8 protein-coding genes are annotated in these 16,481 nt (G+C 53.0%); 2 read left to right on the top strand and 6 right to left on the bottom strand.

Going from position 1 to position 16,481, the window contains the following annotated elements; translation table 11 throughout:
* Positions 1-124: 124 nt before the first annotated feature.
* From JF535_RS09025 to JF535_RS09000, 6 genes are all read right to left on the bottom strand, one after another.
* The gene (locus tag JF535_RS09025) at positions 125-2,968 is read right to left on the bottom strand and encodes a carbohydrate-binding protein (RefSeq protein WP_207001365.1); all 2,844 of its coding nucleotides are present in this window, start codon (positions 2,966-2,968) and stop codon (positions 125-127) included.
* Positions 2,969-3,200: 232 nt separating this feature from the next.
* Positions 3,201-6,140, bottom strand: coding sequence for a cellulase family glycosylhydrolase (locus tag JF535_RS09020; RefSeq protein ID WP_340674153.1), 2,940 nt, complete (start codon positions 6,138-6,140; stop codon positions 3,201-3,203).
* 425 nt (positions 6,141-6,565) lie between these two features.
* On the bottom strand, positions 6,566-8,560 hold the full coding sequence (locus tag JF535_RS09015; RefSeq protein ID WP_242523775.1) for a glycoside hydrolase family 3 protein: 1,995 nt from the start codon (positions 8,558-8,560) through the stop codon (positions 6,566-6,568).
* 198 nt (positions 8,561-8,758) lie between these two features.
* Positions 8,759-11,359, bottom strand: a complete 2,601-nt coding sequence (locus JF535_RS09010) for a glycoside hydrolase family 3 protein (RefSeq protein WP_242523774.1) — start codon at positions 11,357-11,359, stop codon at positions 8,759-8,761.
* Between the two features lie 27 nt (positions 11,360-11,386).
* Positions 11,387-12,391: a glucokinase gene (gene glk / locus JF535_RS09005; RefSeq protein ID WP_207001361.1), complete on the bottom strand. Its 1,005-nt coding sequence runs from the start codon at positions 12,389-12,391 to the stop codon at positions 11,387-11,389.
* A gap of 284 nt (positions 12,392-12,675) precedes the next feature.
* Positions 12,676-14,001: a sugar MFS transporter gene (locus JF535_RS09000; protein ID WP_207001359.1), complete on the bottom strand. Its 1,326-nt coding sequence runs from the start codon at positions 13,999-14,001 to the stop codon at positions 12,676-12,678.
* A gap of 363 nt (positions 14,002-14,364) precedes the next feature.
* Here JF535_RS09000 and JF535_RS08995 point away from each other — a divergent pair, with 363 nt between their 5' ends.
* Complete coding sequence (locus JF535_RS08995; RefSeq protein ID WP_207001357.1) at positions 14,365-15,534, top strand: sensor histidine kinase; 1,170 nt, start codon at positions 14,365-14,367, stop codon at positions 15,532-15,534.
* Entirely contained in the window at positions 15,521-16,342 is an 822-nt protein-coding gene (locus tag JF535_RS08990; protein ID WP_207001355.1) for a LytR/AlgR family response regulator transcription factor, read from the top strand. Before JF535_RS08995 ends, JF535_RS08990 begins: the two co-directional genes overlap by 14 nt.
* Positions 16,343-16,481 lie beyond the last annotated feature (139 nt).

Here is a 16,481-nt window from a genome sequence, read left to right as displayed (position 1 = left end):
AAGCCCGTAGAATGCTCTGCGGGCTTCTCTACAGGGGGAGCAGAAATACGGCCAATTCGATCAACCAATAATAGACTCACGATTTCTCATCGGACCGCTTTCGTATCGCTTTATCTCTCAATTATCACTGACAGCTACCAACCAGCGTCCAAGAGTTATCACTTCCGGGAATGCTGCTAGTGTACCAGTTTGCCTGATACAGACTTCCTTGATATGTCATGTGATCCCCCCCCAGAAGATGTGTATTAGGACCCTCTAAGTAATCTGCGTGCAACCAGTTCGGATAGGCAACAACGCCATCGCACTGGCTGCTAGTGGTAACCGCGCACCCAGTGCTATCTACAGCGGCGCTGGGCTGGGTGGCCGGACACTGATCTATCGAGTTCGGTACACCGTCATTGTCATCATCGAGACAACTCGGATCGCTGTCGCAAACGGAATCCTCGACCGCCTTCACCTCGAACCAGTTGATATTCCAGCCGCCGGTGCTGGCTGTGATGGCTAGCGTTGAGGTGTTCGCAGGCAAGCTGACGGTGTGCGATACGGTGGCCCAGTTCTGCCAGCCGCCGGTGGCATTGAAGCTCAGGTTGCCGTATTCGACGGCACCGCCGGGCTGCTCGAGCTTCAGGCTCCCGACACTACTTTCCGACGCGACACGGTAGCGGACCTCGTAGTTGCCGGTGCTACTTGGCGGGAGGGTGACGATGTAGGTCATCCAGTCGCCGGCATCGATCCAGCCAACGTTCATGCCGCCGCCACTATCAGTGGTCGATTCAACCTGTACGCCACTGGCCTCCTGCCAATCTTCCGCCTCTATACGCAGCAAGTTGCTTTCGGCCGGGCAGCCCTGGTTGCTCGCTGGCCCCACCACCTGAGGACAGGCGTCGAAGGGATTGCGTATACCGTCGTTGTCGTCGTCTAGCAGCGAGCAGCCGTTGCTATCGACGGGAGTGTTCAGAGGGGTCTGAGGGCACTGGTCCACATCGTTCCACACACCGTCCAGGTCGTCATCACCGGCAATCGGGCAGCCGGAACTGTCAACCTCTATCCCGGCAGGCGTGCCCGGGCATTGGTCGAGCTGGTCGGGCACGGTATCGCCGTCCTCATCAGCGGCCTGGGTTTCAGGCTGCCAGCGAAAGGTCACTGCGGTGCGCGAGGGGATGGTGTACTCGAAGGCGTGCTCGCTCCATGAGACCGACACCGGTTGCGGGCTGTTGGATTTGTTGTACACCATTGCCACCAGGGTGCCGTCCGGGTTTTTGAGGGCGACGTTGAGAATCGCTTCTGAATAGGGCGTAGAGACGACCCGGCGCGCTCCCGGCTGCAGATAGCGAGAAAGCTGGGAAATAATGTAGTAAGACACATTGCGGGTAACACGCTCGCCACTGCTCTCTATGGTAATGGCGCCGAGGCATGCGGCGCAACCGGTCGCTGTGGTGGGCGGTGAGGTAACCAGGTTCCATTCCAGTACGCTGCGTGCGTGGTTTCGCAGGGAGCCCATCACCACCGACTCCATATGAAACGCCAGGTCGCCGTCGAAGGCTGCGGCCCACCCCTCGGGCGTGTCATCTTCCGGTTTCCCTGTCCACTGTTCGGTAAAGTAGACGTCCTTGCCCGTCGCCTGAAAAACCTGGCTCATGGTATCGATTTCCCCCGCGTAAAGATGGAACGCGGAGCCATCGATATACTGGCTTTGCGCGACGCGGATGGGGAATTCGGGGTGGTCCAGGTTATGGTCGAATCCGAGCAGCTTGACATGGCCTAGGCCCGCTTGTTGCAGCGCCGGGCCAAGATAGTTTTCCACCAGGTCGAACTGCTGTTCTGCGTTCATCCGCATACTGGGTTCATTCCAGGGATTTTCCGGTTCGTTTTGTGGCGTAACGCCCCAGATATCAATCCCCTCCGCCGACATGGCCTGAATATATTGCACGAAGTAGTTTGCAAGGTCGCCGTAGTGCTCCGGCTTCAGTTCCCCACCTACCCATTGGTTATTGGTTTTCATCCACAGGGGCGCGGTCCATGGGGTGGCGAGAACTTTTATGTCGGGGTTAATCGCGAGCACTTTCTTTAATACCGGTAGCAGTGTCTGTGTATCCGGGCCCTGCAGGGAGAAACTGCGATCACTCCCCACCTCGGTAAAGGTAAATGACTCCCAGGTACCGGCAGACTGGTCATTGTCCACCATGCGCACCAGCAAGTTGTCGTCGATTTGCAAGCGGTCGTGGTTGCCAAATCCCTTCAATGGCAGCGATAGAAAGTAGGCGCCGTGCCCTTCGCCCGGTGCCAGCTCCCACTTCTCCCACCAGCCATTGGCAGAGGTCTCCTGCATATCCGCCATGTTAGTATCATCGGTACGCAGCCGTGGCACTGGGCCACCGGCAGCGCGGTCGATAAAGTAGAGGCCTTCTCCTGCGGGAACGAACCTCCACTCAAAGTCGGGACCGCTCGGCGAGTTGGGTGCGGTGTATGGGTCTTCATCGAAACCGTTTGCACCCAACCGCACGTTGTGGGCGGGCATGTCGATGTAATAGGTTTTGCCCGGGTCGGGCACAAAATTTTGATGGCTGCGGGTCTCGTCACTATAGGTATACAGCGACGTGGACAGGTCGGACGCACCGATACTGATGCGCACCATAGAAACATTATTGCCGGCCTGCGGGTGAAATATCTCATTCAGTACGGAATTCTGCTCTGCCTCGGAGAGCGATAGTATGGCCTCTGCGCTGGCCTGGGTCAGTGCGTAGCCAAGACCGACCACTGACTGAAAGGTTTGATCGTGATCTATATCAATTCGGAATCCGGATGCGATGTCCGGTTGGGTAAACGGAAGATCCTGCGTCTGCTCGTGCAGCAGCAGGCTGCGATCTCCTGACGTGGTAAGAATACTGACCTGTTCGGCGAACAGGTAGCCGGAGAAGAACACGCCTGATAGCGCCGCCGCAATAGAAATCTTTATAAAGTTGTACATTTACCGTCCTTTGCTCCCCTTCCGCTTTTGCGAAACTGGTTGAGCCGTTGACTCCGCCCGCACACAAATGCACGCACGGCGATAGCAATCGCTGCGGAGCGTTCGAGTTCTTTAAATTGGCCCGGAATACACGCTCGGGCGCTTTTGGAGGTGCCCGGCCCGACGGCACCCAAAGCGCCGCCCGGCCGGGCTATTGCCGCATGGTTATAGGGACCCGGTTGGGGAGTCCGAATTACCAGCAGCCGGAGTTGCGGGAAAAGTCGCCGCTCCAATCACATGTGCCATCGATGCACTGGTAGAGATTGTTGGCAAAGCTGTTGCTGCCGTGGTCGAAGATCTTGAACCAACCACCATCATCCCATACGGAGGTGGGCTGGCTCTTGGCGCTGGCGAATTCACTGTCGAACTTCTGGTACCACATACGGACGTTATTGCACTCCATGGTTTCGTAGCGGCTACCCCAACCTACGCCCCACTCCCCGATATACACCGGCATACCGTTGCCAACGGTGGAGGCCCATGCATTCATCTCGTCCATGGGGCCTGCGATGTCGCTGTCGGTCCAGTTATCGGCGTAATCGCCCTGGTTGTCACCGTTAAAGCTCCAGGGGTTGTAATGGTGGAATGTCGCCATTAGGTAGGCATCGCCACCACCACCCACCTCGTTGAGATCTGGCCAGGTTTGCGCCATTTCATGCGCCCCGAACCAATGGTTTCCACCAATAATCACAATACGCTGTGGATTTACCGCTCGAATCCTGTCATAGGCCTTCCCGGTCATGTTGCGCAGCTGCCAGGGGTCCATGGGATCCTTGCTGCCCGAGGATTTGTGTGGTTCATTGAGAATTTCGAACATCAGCCGATGATCGCGATCACCGAAGATATCCGCAATGTCGGCCCACAGGCGCTCAAGCGTCCACCACGCATCATTGTCCTTGATCGGCACCTCGTGGTGAGTATTCAATACGACATACATGCCTGGCAGGGAAAGTGCGTAATCGACAACCTGCTCGATCACCGCAAGGCGTGGGTGAGAGCGATCTACATCACCAGTGTTGGTGTCATTCACCAGAGTGGAGCCGCCGATGCTTATTGTCCAGGACACCGGAATACGCACATTGCGGAAGCCCTGGTTGTAGTAGCTGTCGATCTTGGCTTTGGCTGCGGCGAAGGTACGCGGGTGCTGATCACTCTCAAACATTTGCCCGAGGTTGAAGCCTTTACCCATCGCAGCTGCGGCGACCGTTGCGGTAATGCCATTATCCTGAAGTAGTGGGCAGCCTACCGCATTGACCGGTGTACTGGGTGCTGTATCTGGACAGGCATCCGCACTGTTCACGACACCATCATTGTCATCGTCCAGGCAGCTCGGATCGTCGGTACAACCATTACCGTCCTGCGCTTGCACTTCAAACCAGTTGAAGTTCCAGCCCCCACCGGTTACGGCAATCGCAAGCTCCGTGGTGCCGGCCGGCAGGATTACATTATGGGCTATGGTCGTCCAGCTCTGCCAATCACCTGTTGCGGGAACAACGAGACTACCGTAGGCCACCGTACCGCCAGGCTGCTCAAGCTGAAGGCTGCCGCCAGCTGGCGAGGCGACGCGATAGCTTATCTGGTAATTGCCAGTACTACTTGCGGGAACGGCGACGTTATAGGTCATCCAATCACCGGCATCGATCCACCCTACATTGAGTCCGCCACCAATATCGGAAGTGGACTCGGTCTGAACATCACCGGCTTCTCGCCAGTTTTCCGCTTCAACGTGCAACGTCGCGCCACCGGAACCAGATCCTGATCCCGAGCTGCTACCGGAACTCGAGCTGGAACTGGAACTCGATCCGGAGCTACTTGCCGTGTCGATTCGCATCCAGTTCAGATTCCAGCCGCCAATGTCTGCAGCAACGCCCAAGGTTTGCGGGCCCGCAGGCAACGTCACTTCATGGGTAATATCAATCCAGGATTGCCAATCGCCAGTGTTTGGTACATCAACCGCACCGTAGGTCACCGCACCACCCCCCTGCTCCAACTGTATCCGCCCACCGCCGACAGCAGAAGCAACCCGGTAAGTTACGGTTGCCGTTCCAGCTTGCGCCAGATCCACATCGAACGTCAGCCAGTCGCCATCATCGACCCAGCCGGCATTCTGCCCACCACCAAAATCACTTGAGGTTTCAAACTGAATACCACTCGCAAGGCAGAAATTTTCAGCTTCGATTGTTAGGCCACCACTTCCAGTGAGACATGGCCCTTCAACGATAGCCGCTCCCGTGCCTGAGCCGAGGATTTCCTTGATAAACACACCGGAGTCCTTCAGCGATCCATCACTCGAGAAATAGGAGCTGGACTCTACCTCGCCGAGATAATTAAGTGCCTTGTCGTGATACGCCCACCCAGTATGACTGATGCCGTTATCGCGCAAGAAATCGATCCAGGCCCAGGTCTCGTCGTAATTAATCGGCCCGGCACCATTGGCATTGACCATGCCCCACTCAGTGGCAAACAGGGCGATGCCGTTGCTCAACGCCACTTGCGCCTTTTCCCGCAACCAGCTTGTGTGCTCGTTGGCATAGAAGTGTATGGCGTAAGCCATGTTGGATACATTGGCCGGGTTGGTGGATACAATGTCCACATCCTGAGACCACTTTGGGCTGCCCATGACGATGAGGTTGTCCGGATCAATACTCCGAATGGTTTGCCCTACATGCTCCGCATAGGGTTTGAGGTTAATATCCCAGTCGGCATAGGTCCCACCCTGGCCATCCGCATAAACAGGTTCATTGTAAATTTCGTAGATGACGTTGTCGTACCGGCCCCATTTTTGCGCGACTTCCGAGAAGAAGGCATCTGCTGCTTCCCAGTTGGTATGGGCGATATGGCTATGGTAATCGACGATTACATAAAGATCATTATCGATGGCGGCCTGTATTACCGTGTCAAGCCGGGCCATATTTGCATGCCAGTCTTCCTGCACGCCGCCAGGCTCACCGTGGCCGATTGCCGCGCGAATAATATTTGCACCGAACTCGTTTTTGATGCGCATGACTTCACTGGCGGTATACCACTTTTCAGCCCCCCAGCCGGTATTGCTCCAGAAAAGGGAAATACCTTCCAGGCTCTTTACCTGACCACCCACCAACACCTTGTTACCTTCTACACGCAGAGGTTCCACTGCGGCAGATGTTGGGGAAGTAAAGGCTAGACCTGTGAGCGCAAAAAGGATTGCAAGAGGCAGACCCGATAATTGACGCACAGAAGAAGAGTGGTCACCTGAGGAACTATTCATTTTCTCACCATGAAATTTTTGTTATTAGTCAGATAAACATCGTACAAGACATCGGCAGATGTCGTACCAATACAAGGGCATTCGTCTTATGACACCTCTTGGCTACCATGAAACACTCTAATTGTTCGCAAAGTCGACAACTGATTACAATAAAAAGCAGCTCCAGTACGCAGGCGATTCGATGCTCCTTCGGTCCTATAGGGGCTTCGTAGCAACCGATAGAAATACTGCGAAAAAAAAGCCCATTTGTATATGGGCCTTTTTTTCAATGGGTATCGGCGATCATGAGACAAAGCCAAATGTGACCAATATCAATAGGTCATTCCAAACCCGTAAGGAAATAACGGCTCATACTCCTTGTCCCCATAGTTGATTGGGATTTGGCTCAACTTCTTCGGCCAGGTAACCGGCAGCTTTCCAGTAGGTGCATAATCTCCCAGCAGCACATCGGCCACACCCGCGCCTTCGCTACCAGGAAGCCAGGCGGCAACCATTGAGTTCCAGCTCGAAATCTCTTCTTCGATCATCAAAGGACGCCCTGAAACCAGCACAACCACCATAGGAACGCCACTTGCCCTGACATTATCTAATACCGTCCGCTGATCTTCCCCAATACCAATTGGCTTACATTTCTCACAGGGTGCCGGCCGGTAGTCGCCCCAGCCCTCCGCATAGGGGTCTTCACCGATCACCACAACAGCAACATCATGGCCTGCCGCACCGGTACCATCCGCGCTATAGGAGACCTTACGGTGCGCGAGGTCCTGAATACCTTCGAGTATCGAGGTACCAGTAGTCTCGACTCCCGACTTACCCTGCCACTCTATGGTCCAACCACCAGACTGAAGACCAATGTCATTTGCATGACTACCTGCCACAAAAATACGACTTTCTTTGTCGATTGGCAGAACGCCGCCCTCATTTTTCAGGAGCACTACAGATTCGCGTACTGCTTGACGCGCCAGCGCCCGGTGTTGCGCATTACCAATTATCATATCGGCATCTGCACGGAGAGCAATGGGGGCAACGGGATGCTCAAACAGTCCCGACCGAAGTTTGATCATGAGAATCCGTCTGACGGCCTCATCAATCCGCGACATCGGCACTTCACCGGCCTTCACTGCGTCCGTCAAGTCAGAAATAAACTCTTTCCAATTCTCCGGCTCCATCACCATATCCAGGCCGGCATTCACCGAACGAACAACGCGTTCGCGATTGGTCTCTGCTGGAATTTCACTCAGTGCCGACCAATCTGAGATGGTGAAACCAGAAAATCCAAGATCACCTTTCAGCGTGTCGTTCACAAGCCCCTTATGCTCGTGCATCTTGGTACCGTTCACACTGCTGTAGGAAACCATCACCGTACCAACATCAGCCTTTAGCGCGGGCAGATAAGGAGCGATATGGAGCCGTTCGAGATCGGCAAACTCGAGCCGGGTATCACCGCGATCAATTGCATAGCCCTCATCGCCAGTTCCATAGGTGGTCCCGCCATCCGCTACCCAGTGCTTCGCCGTCGCGATCACCCTATTCTGGCCAATCGTGTTTCCATTCAGCCCCCCCCCCTGCAGCCCCTTTACGAAGGGGCCTGAGAATTCTGATACCAGGTCAGGCTGCTCTCCAAAACACTCGTAAGCACGCCCCCATCGGTCGTCTCGCGCGACGCACAGGGTTGGCGCAAACGTCCAATGCACGCCGGTTGCCGCCGTCTCAAGTGCTGTCGCGACGCCAATGTCATGGGCTAGCCTAGGGTTTCTGGTTGCACCGATGGCAACGTTGTGTGGAAATATTGTCGCATCCTTCACATTACTGTGCCCGTGGACAGCATCGGTACCATACAGAATTGGGATTCCGAGTCGCGTAGACTGCGCCGCTTGCTGATAGCCCGAGATCATGTCTACCCAATCCTGACGGCGATTCTTTCCTGGAACAGAACCGCCACCATTAAGAATTGACCCGAGATAATACTTCTTTACATCTTCTGGCGTTGCATGCTGGCGCTCAGCCTGGGTCATCTGCCCAATTTTTTCGGCCAACGTCATCTCAGCCAGAAGGCCTTCAACTCTATCTTGAAGACTTGATTCAGCATGTGAGGAAATACTGACCAGCATAGCGGCTGCCATGCCAATTTTTTTTATACCTTTCATCGTGTTCTCCAAAGCATCCGAACGGCCGAAAATATATGCCGCGCAATACCCAAATAGCCATTGACCAGACCTGACAAAGCAATTTTTTGGGTAAAAAAAAGGGTCGGCAAAAAATTGCGCGACCCAACTATCAATTACTTCAGCTACATCCAACAACAACCACCCATCCTGCGGGAGAGAAAGTCGATATAACGCAACTCAGGTTCTGACATCCATAGACCTAGCTTATCACTTAGCCGCCCACTGCAAACCCAAAGTGGGCCAAGGGGGACCAAGAATAAGACTAAATGGATGTCACAATGTATGAACCTGAATCAAATTAATTGGCGCACTGCGGCAGCCGAAGAATGTTCAGGATTAGCCCGCACATTTTACCATTGCGTTCTCTGCAGCACCCGGCACATAGCGTATGTTAGCCACTGCCATATTTAGCTCTTCCTCCGAAGCAAGTGCAAAGGCTTCGGAAACGCGACCAAAGTCAGCCCCCTGCTCTGCAAAACACTGAAGATCAATGGATATGCTTGCCCAACTACCCGGCTCCAGCTCGGCCAAGTAGGACTGAAGCGGAAGCGCGCCTACGCAACCGTCACCACACCGGACTTCAGCGGTTACAGAATGACTGGGCTTTCTGTCAACACGGACATCAAGCATCAACGCACTGGACTCCGCTAAATATCGACTCAAGTCCTGCTTGGAATTGGCCATAAGACGCACAGCACCCGACCGCGCACCTTTCCAGCTAATCGCTCGAGCGTCTTCCTGAGACTCCATGTCTATGGATGCCACCGTGATGTTCTCATCGTCTGGACTAGCCATGCGATTACCCGTGACCGAAGTCAGCGTTCCTGCATCATCAATGTACAAACCCCATGGTGCACGCGGGCGAGAAACTAAAACCCACGCATCTTCCAGCTCACCGATAGAATAGGTTTCTCCATCCTCAGAAAGCCGATTGCTTACCGTAGACTCACTCTCACTACCCAAACCATAACCCAGTGCAAAAAGCGGCTGATACTCGTCGTGGTACGGATTCAGCACTGTCTGATGGACGAATTCAGGCCAGCTAAACGGAAGCTTACCTGAAAATTCATAACGGACGTTTCCGTTCTCATCCGTAAACAATACATCCGCAATGCCTTGCCCCTCCGAACCTGGAAGCCAGGCTACAACGAACGCATCTGATGCATTCAGCTCCTTATTCACCCATAGAGGACGGCCGGTAAGGAAAACACTCACAACTGGAATACCAGCATCGCGCAATGCCTTAAGTTTCGCCAGATCTGATTTTTCGCCCAGCTGATATTCAATACTGGCAATATCACCATGCCATTCAGCGTAAGGCTCTTCACCATAGACCACCACCGCGACATCGGGACCGCCACCATTGGCGAAAGTGGAAGCAGAAAAGTCACCAGACTCACTGAGTACGGCCTGGCCGCCAGAAGCGGCAACAAATGCTTGAATACCTTCAAATATGGTGGTTGCCCCAGGGAAGTCTTCACGCGTGTTACCCGTTCCCTGCCAGGAAATTGTCCAGCCTCCAGACTGCTTGGACAAATTATGCGCACCATCGCCGACCACAAGAACGTTCTGAGAGGGATTGATCGGCACAAGTTTTTCATTATTTTTCAGCAAGACGAGGGATTTACGCACCGCTTCACGGGCGAGTTCACGGTGTTCCTTGTTGCCAAGAATCCCGTCCTTACCAGCAAGCGGGCGGATATGCTCGAACAGCCCCGCGCGAATTTTAACGCGAAGAATACGGCGCACAGCATCATTCAACCGCTCTGTGCCGATCTCACCGGCTTTCGCTTGCTCTAGCGTATTGTGGTAGAGCGCTTTCCAGTCAGACGGGACCATAAACATATCCAGACCCGCATTGATTGCCGCCGCACAGCTGTCTACGCTACATCCAGGTACAAAACGGTGACCGTTCCAGTCACCAACAACAAATCCATCGAAACCCAGACGCTCCTTAAGAACGTTAGTCAGCAGATAGCGATGGCCGTGCAATCTTTCACCATTCCAACTGTTGAAGGATGCCATTACGGTTTGTACGCCTGCGGGAAGCGCACTCAGATAACCTGCGCCATGCACTTCGGCAAGTTCGCGCTCGGGTACCTGATTGTCACCGCGGTCAATACCACGCACTGTTCCGCCATCACCGATGAAGTGCTTGGCGGTAGCGACGAGGTTCTCTCCGCGCAAAAAATCAGCATCCGACTTGTCGCCCTGTAGGCCTTCTACCATCGCTTGCGCGTAGGCACCAACTACTGCCGGGTCCTCGGAGTAACTTTCATAGGTTCGTCCCCAGCGGTCGTCACGCACTACAGCAATGGTTGGGGCAAATGTCCAATCAACCCCTGTGACCGCAACCTCTTTGGCTGTCGCTATGCCAATACGTCGTATCATCTCAGGATCACGCGCTGCGCCTAAGCCTATGTTGTGCGGAAACAAAGTAGCACCTACGATATTATTGTGACCGTGCACTGCATCACTGCCCCAAATGATGGGAATCGCCACGCCGCCATCGCTGGTATCCATGGACGCCTTAAAGAAAGCCTCCGAAAGCTCAAGCCAGTCTTGGGGGGAAGAGAACTTATCGTTATTCGGATAGGTTCCACCTCCATTCAGGACCGAACCAATATGGTATTTTTTTACGTCCTCTGGAGTAATGTATTTAATCTCCGCCTGGATGATCTGCCCAACCTTTTCCTCAATGGTCATTTTCTCCATCAGATGGGAGATTTTTGCCTCCACCGCAGGATCGGGATCAAGTGCCGGATTGAGCTTTGGCCAAACCTCGATATTCTGAGACGCGGCGGCCTGCTCCCCATTGGTGAGCTTAGCCGCATTATTGTTAGAAGAGCGGACTTCACTTTCACAACCTGACAAGATTGCGCCCATGAACGCAACGGATACCGCGAGCACTTTCGGTCGTAAGTTGAAAATGGTCATTAACTACTCCTGACGGATTTCTGTTGATTAATATTTTTGACTGAGAAAGAAGGATGCTCCGATCAGCGCAGGGAAAGGATGCACCACCAGCTCAATTGGTGTATTCGCCACATAGCTTGACATAACGCCCTTGCTGCGGACCCTATTTTCGAAGTCACTTTCCAACAACAAAGGTTTTAGCATCGGTAGAATGCCGCCACCCAGGTAGACGCCATTTCTGGCCCCCAGGGTCAACACAACATCACCAACAAACGTGCCAAGCAGGTTACAAAACATTATTACGGCGTCACGTGCCTGTTCGCATGTTCGATTTAGTGCGGCAGCGCCAATTTCCTCAGCTTGAGTAAAAGTTGGCGGAATGCCACGTAACGCCCCCAAACCGCGATAAATATTCTCAATTCCTCGTCCACTTAAAAAATGCTCAGCGGAGACGTGGGGAAAGTCCGATTTTAGAAAATTGTACAGGGAACACTCTTCATCGGTAACAGGGGAGATCGTTGCATGGCCACCTTCGCAAGGTAGTGCCAAGTAGCTTTTCCCGGTCGCCAAAACTCCACATACACCAAGGCCGGTGCCAGGACCAATTACTGCAAGTCTCCCCAGCGAGTCCATGACGCCACCATCTTCACGGACATCACCAATCAAAATCTTGTCTTCGCTGCGCAACTGCGGGCAGGCCAGTGCCAGCGCCGAAAAATCATTGATTACGGCAAATCTCGAAAGTCCGGTTTGTTCCGCAACTACTGATTTAGAGAATACCCAGGAGAGATTCGTTACCTCGACCCTGTCACCCTCCGTTGGCCCGGCGACAGCAACACAGGCCTCCTGAATCTCCTTCCGCTTGGTGAGCGGCAGCCTTTCAAGGTACGCATTCACCACACTCTGAATATTCTTGTAGTCCGCGCAGCGAAGAACCTGAATATCCTCAATCGCATTAAAATTCCGTCCGGTCTGAGGGGCCAAACCAAATCGCGCATTTGTACCCCCTACATCGGCTACAAGGTTCCAATAGGGCGGTTTTTTCTGGCTCACTAGCTCCATAAACAAACTTCGATCCTGATCAACGACTTACCATCCCTAAGCACTCACACTGGCTGAAAAAGGATCACCAATGTGCGCGACCGCGAAAACCCGAGATTGGCGTTCGAATACCGCCGTCAAATACATCCGGGCCAAAGAGAAAACTGAGCTCAGATTCAATAGGGATAGACCTAATACGAGAAGTTATAAAATGCTCTGCCTGCACCAATGGAGCAAGACGGCAGCAGGGAATAGACGATAGAAGGGATCGTATATACGCCGATGCGGAAAATTGATCAGATACGATTGCGAAGAAGTGGTGAGGAAATGCCGTAATAGACGATATAGCAATAGCACAGAGCGGGAACCACAAATGATAGCTGGATGCCGATTGCATCTGCCATTACGCCCTGACAGAGCGGAACAATTGCGCCGCCGACAATGGCCATACACAAAACGCCAGAGCCCTGACTCGCAAAGCGCCCCAAGCCGCCCAATGCAAGACTGAATATCGTAGGAAACATGATAGAGTTACAGAGACCTACCGCCACGATTGCCCATACGGAAAGCATGCCAGAGCCCACCATTGCAAGCCCTGTCAAACTCGCGGCAGCCACCCCGCAGACTGCCAACACGAATCCAGGGCGCACGAAGTACAAGATACCGGCACCCAAAAATCGGCCGGTCATGGCGGCACCCCAATAGAGGGAAACATACGTTGCCGCCCGCGCAGGATCCATGTTTGCTAGTGAGGGCTCGCCAAAGAAATTAATCAGAAAGCTGCCGATGGCAACTTCAGCACCAACATAGACGAAAATGCCGATAGCCCCAAGTAAGAGCTTGGGATGGCGTAGAAGTTGGAAGCTCTTATCGACCTCGCGGCTCACATCTTCCGACGCACCACCATCAGACAAAACTACTGGCATTCTGACCCAGGAGAAAAATGCGACCAGCATAAGCAACACTAACGCCAGCCAAAAATAGGGAGCCTCAACGAGGGCAGCCTCCTGTGCCTTGAACGATTCGACCGAAGCGGCTGGATCGCTTGGGGATATTGCGTAAACCGCCGAAAAAATAACCACGCCGCCAAAAGCTGGCGCCAGGGTTGTCCCCAGTGAGTTGAATGCCTGGGCCAGGTTAAGCCGGCTCGGGGCGGTGCTTTCGCTCCCGAGAGATACTACAAATGGGTTGGCGGAAACCTGCAGAATTGCAATGCCACCCGCCAAAACGAATAGCCCCAGCAGGAACATTTCATAAATTTGAAGCCGAGCGGCAGGGATGAATATCAGGCAGCCTGCGCTGGCCACAAGGAGCCCCACGACCAATCCTAACTGAAATCCAACCCGCTTAATGACGCTCCCCGCCGGCACTGACACAATAAAATATGCAGCGAAAAAACAAAATTGAACAAGGACCGCCATGGTATAGGTTAGATCGAACACATTCTTGAGGTGCGGCACTAGGATGTCATTTAAGCCGGTGATGAACCCCCAAATAAAGAACAATGATGTCAAGGCCACCAAGCCAATCTCGCGGCCGACAGCGACTGAGCCGACTGCCTCTGGAGCATGACCAGTCCTTTCGCTGCTGCCGCTAGAAGCGTGTGATTCCAGCCCCTTCATAATAGGAAACATCCAAAATTTGTACTTATTGTATGCAAGGCAGGCACCTTAGCGGTGTCCGAAAATCTTGCTACCACTATCTCATTGTCGCCAACCTTAGCATGGGCCATACACACTGTAATCCTGACACACCGAGACATTGCGACGAAGCGGCCCGTTTTAGCGCTGACACGGGGCGCGGAATCTACTACGACCAGCCCCTGCCCTACCTGAGAGCCAAGTCGGACTCAATTCGAGACAAAGTGGACACCTCCGCCGATAAATTACTGGCCGCATTCAGGTTCACTAGGTACCATCTATAGCCTAATGGGTATAAGTTTTATAAATAGCCCTAATTGCTGCGGAATATATAGCCGATAATTCATGTCAATGTCGCCTCCAAATCGACAAGAACCATTCCACTTGCCTTCTGCGAGTTGGTTTTGGAAACTGCAGTTTTTTAGCTGGAGCGGCATATTAGTCGTTACATTCCTGTCACTTAGCTTTTGGCAAAATTCTGGCGAACGCCCAACTTACGAGCCATTTAACACCATATTTCAGTGTGGAATTGGTTTTTTACTATCGTTGCTGCTCAAGCCAATTTTTGACGTAGCATGGGACGCCCCCTTGGCCCTACGTACCTTTGTCTACTTTCTCGCCGTTGCGGTCATCGCTGGTATTTGGACCCTGCTACGCATGGAAACCTACACCCAGCTTTCTGGCGCCCACTCGATTTGGGCAGAGTTCGGCGGCTGGTATTACGCCTCGCTCTTTATATTTTTGTTCTGGAGCGCACTGTATTGCGGAGTAAAATATTTTATTTTATTAGAAAATGAGCACAAGATCGTTCTAGAAATGGCGAGCTTTCATGAGCAGGAGCAGGTGCGCAGGCTGCATGCGGAGACAATAGCGCGGGAAGCGCAATTAAAAATGCTGCGCTACCAGCTCAATCCACATTTTCTTTTCAATACTCTCAATTCGATAAACGCATTGATCCGCCTGAAACGTCAAGACCAGGCCCGCGACATGATTGTTCGTCTGAGCCAGTTCTTGCGACACTCACTGTCAGAAGATCCGATAAAGAAGATCACCCTGGAGCAGGAAGTGCGAGCAGTTTTACTGTATCTGGATATTGAAAAGACACGGTTTGCCGACCGCCTCAGAGTGGAAGTCGAGATAGGGTACACAGCGAAAAAGGCGCTGGTTCCAAGCTTGCTGTTACAACCACTCGCTGAAAACGCCATCAAGTACGCGATCGCGGTCAGTGAGTCCGGAGGAATCATCGCAATTCGCGCAAATATCGATGATCAAACATTAGCTATTTGCGTATCGGATTCGGGCAGCTCTGGTGAAAGGATTGACGAAGACCCGGCATTTTCTGGCTCCACCGGCGTAGGCCTCGTCAATATACGAGAGCGACTACAAACACTGTACCCGGACAATTTTAGGATTTGCCAGTCTCGCGACACTGGTGGTGGGATGACAGTCAATATTCGGATTCCTGCTGAATATCATGAACAAGCCACACCGGAGGCTATAAATGAGCCAACTTAGGGCCGTGCTAGTCGACGACGAGCCGTTAGCTTTGCAGCTACTGCAGTCGATGCTCGAGGAAATCGCGGATATTAAAGTCGTTGCGACCTGCCGCAATGGCCGTGAAGCGTTAAATGCCGTTGTGAAATATACGCCCGACATCCTATTTCTGGACATACAGATGCCAGGCATGAGTGGATTCGATGTTGTACGCCGGTTGCAAGGGGATACGATCCCAATGGTGGTATTCGCAACAGCTTATGACCATTATGCCATTGAGGCATTTGAGGTACATGCGGTGGACTACATACTCAAGCCTCTAGAAATGGAACGGATTGAGCTTGCCGTCGACAGGGCCCGCGCCCGCGCAAGGCAGGAAGATAATGCCAGAGGCTCTACCCGTGACCATAAGGCACAGCTGCTCGCATCACTACAGACAGCGCAGCCTAGCTCAAGCACTGAAGGTACGAAAACGGTCGAGAGCTCAGGGAAACTTGCAATTAAGGACCGGGGTCGCATCGTACTTCTGGATCAGTTTGAAATCGAGTGGATCGACGCTGCCGGTGACTACATGTGTATTCACGCAACTGGCGAAACACACGTTATGCGTAGCACTCTTAAAGACCTTCAAAAACAGCTTTCCCCTGATTGGTTCAAGCGTATCCATCGCTCTACTTTAGTCAATCTTAAGTTCATCGATCAAATCAAAGTACTCACAAAGGGCGAGTACCTACTCACCATGAAAAGTGGCTCAGAAGTTAAGGTAAGCCGAAATTACCGCACGCCAATCAAGGAGTATCTGGAAGGTACTTCCGCAAACATTAGCTGATATCTGTATAAGTTTTCCTACCGAGTGAGCCTCTCAGCTTACTCTATTGTCACCTTTTTTCAGCGTTGCACCTCAAGCGTTAACTCGACCCTTGCACCATAAAAAAAGCCCGGCTACTGCCGGGCTGCTAAAGAGAAAC

This window comes from Microbulbifer salipaludis, from assembly GCF_017303155.1.
Classification (GTDB): domain Bacteria; phylum Pseudomonadota; class Gammaproteobacteria; order Pseudomonadales; family Cellvibrionaceae; genus Microbulbifer; species Microbulbifer salipaludis.
The sequence above is the reverse complement of the archived record's forward strand: the minus strand, read 5'-3'. Positions and strand labels throughout refer to the sequence as shown.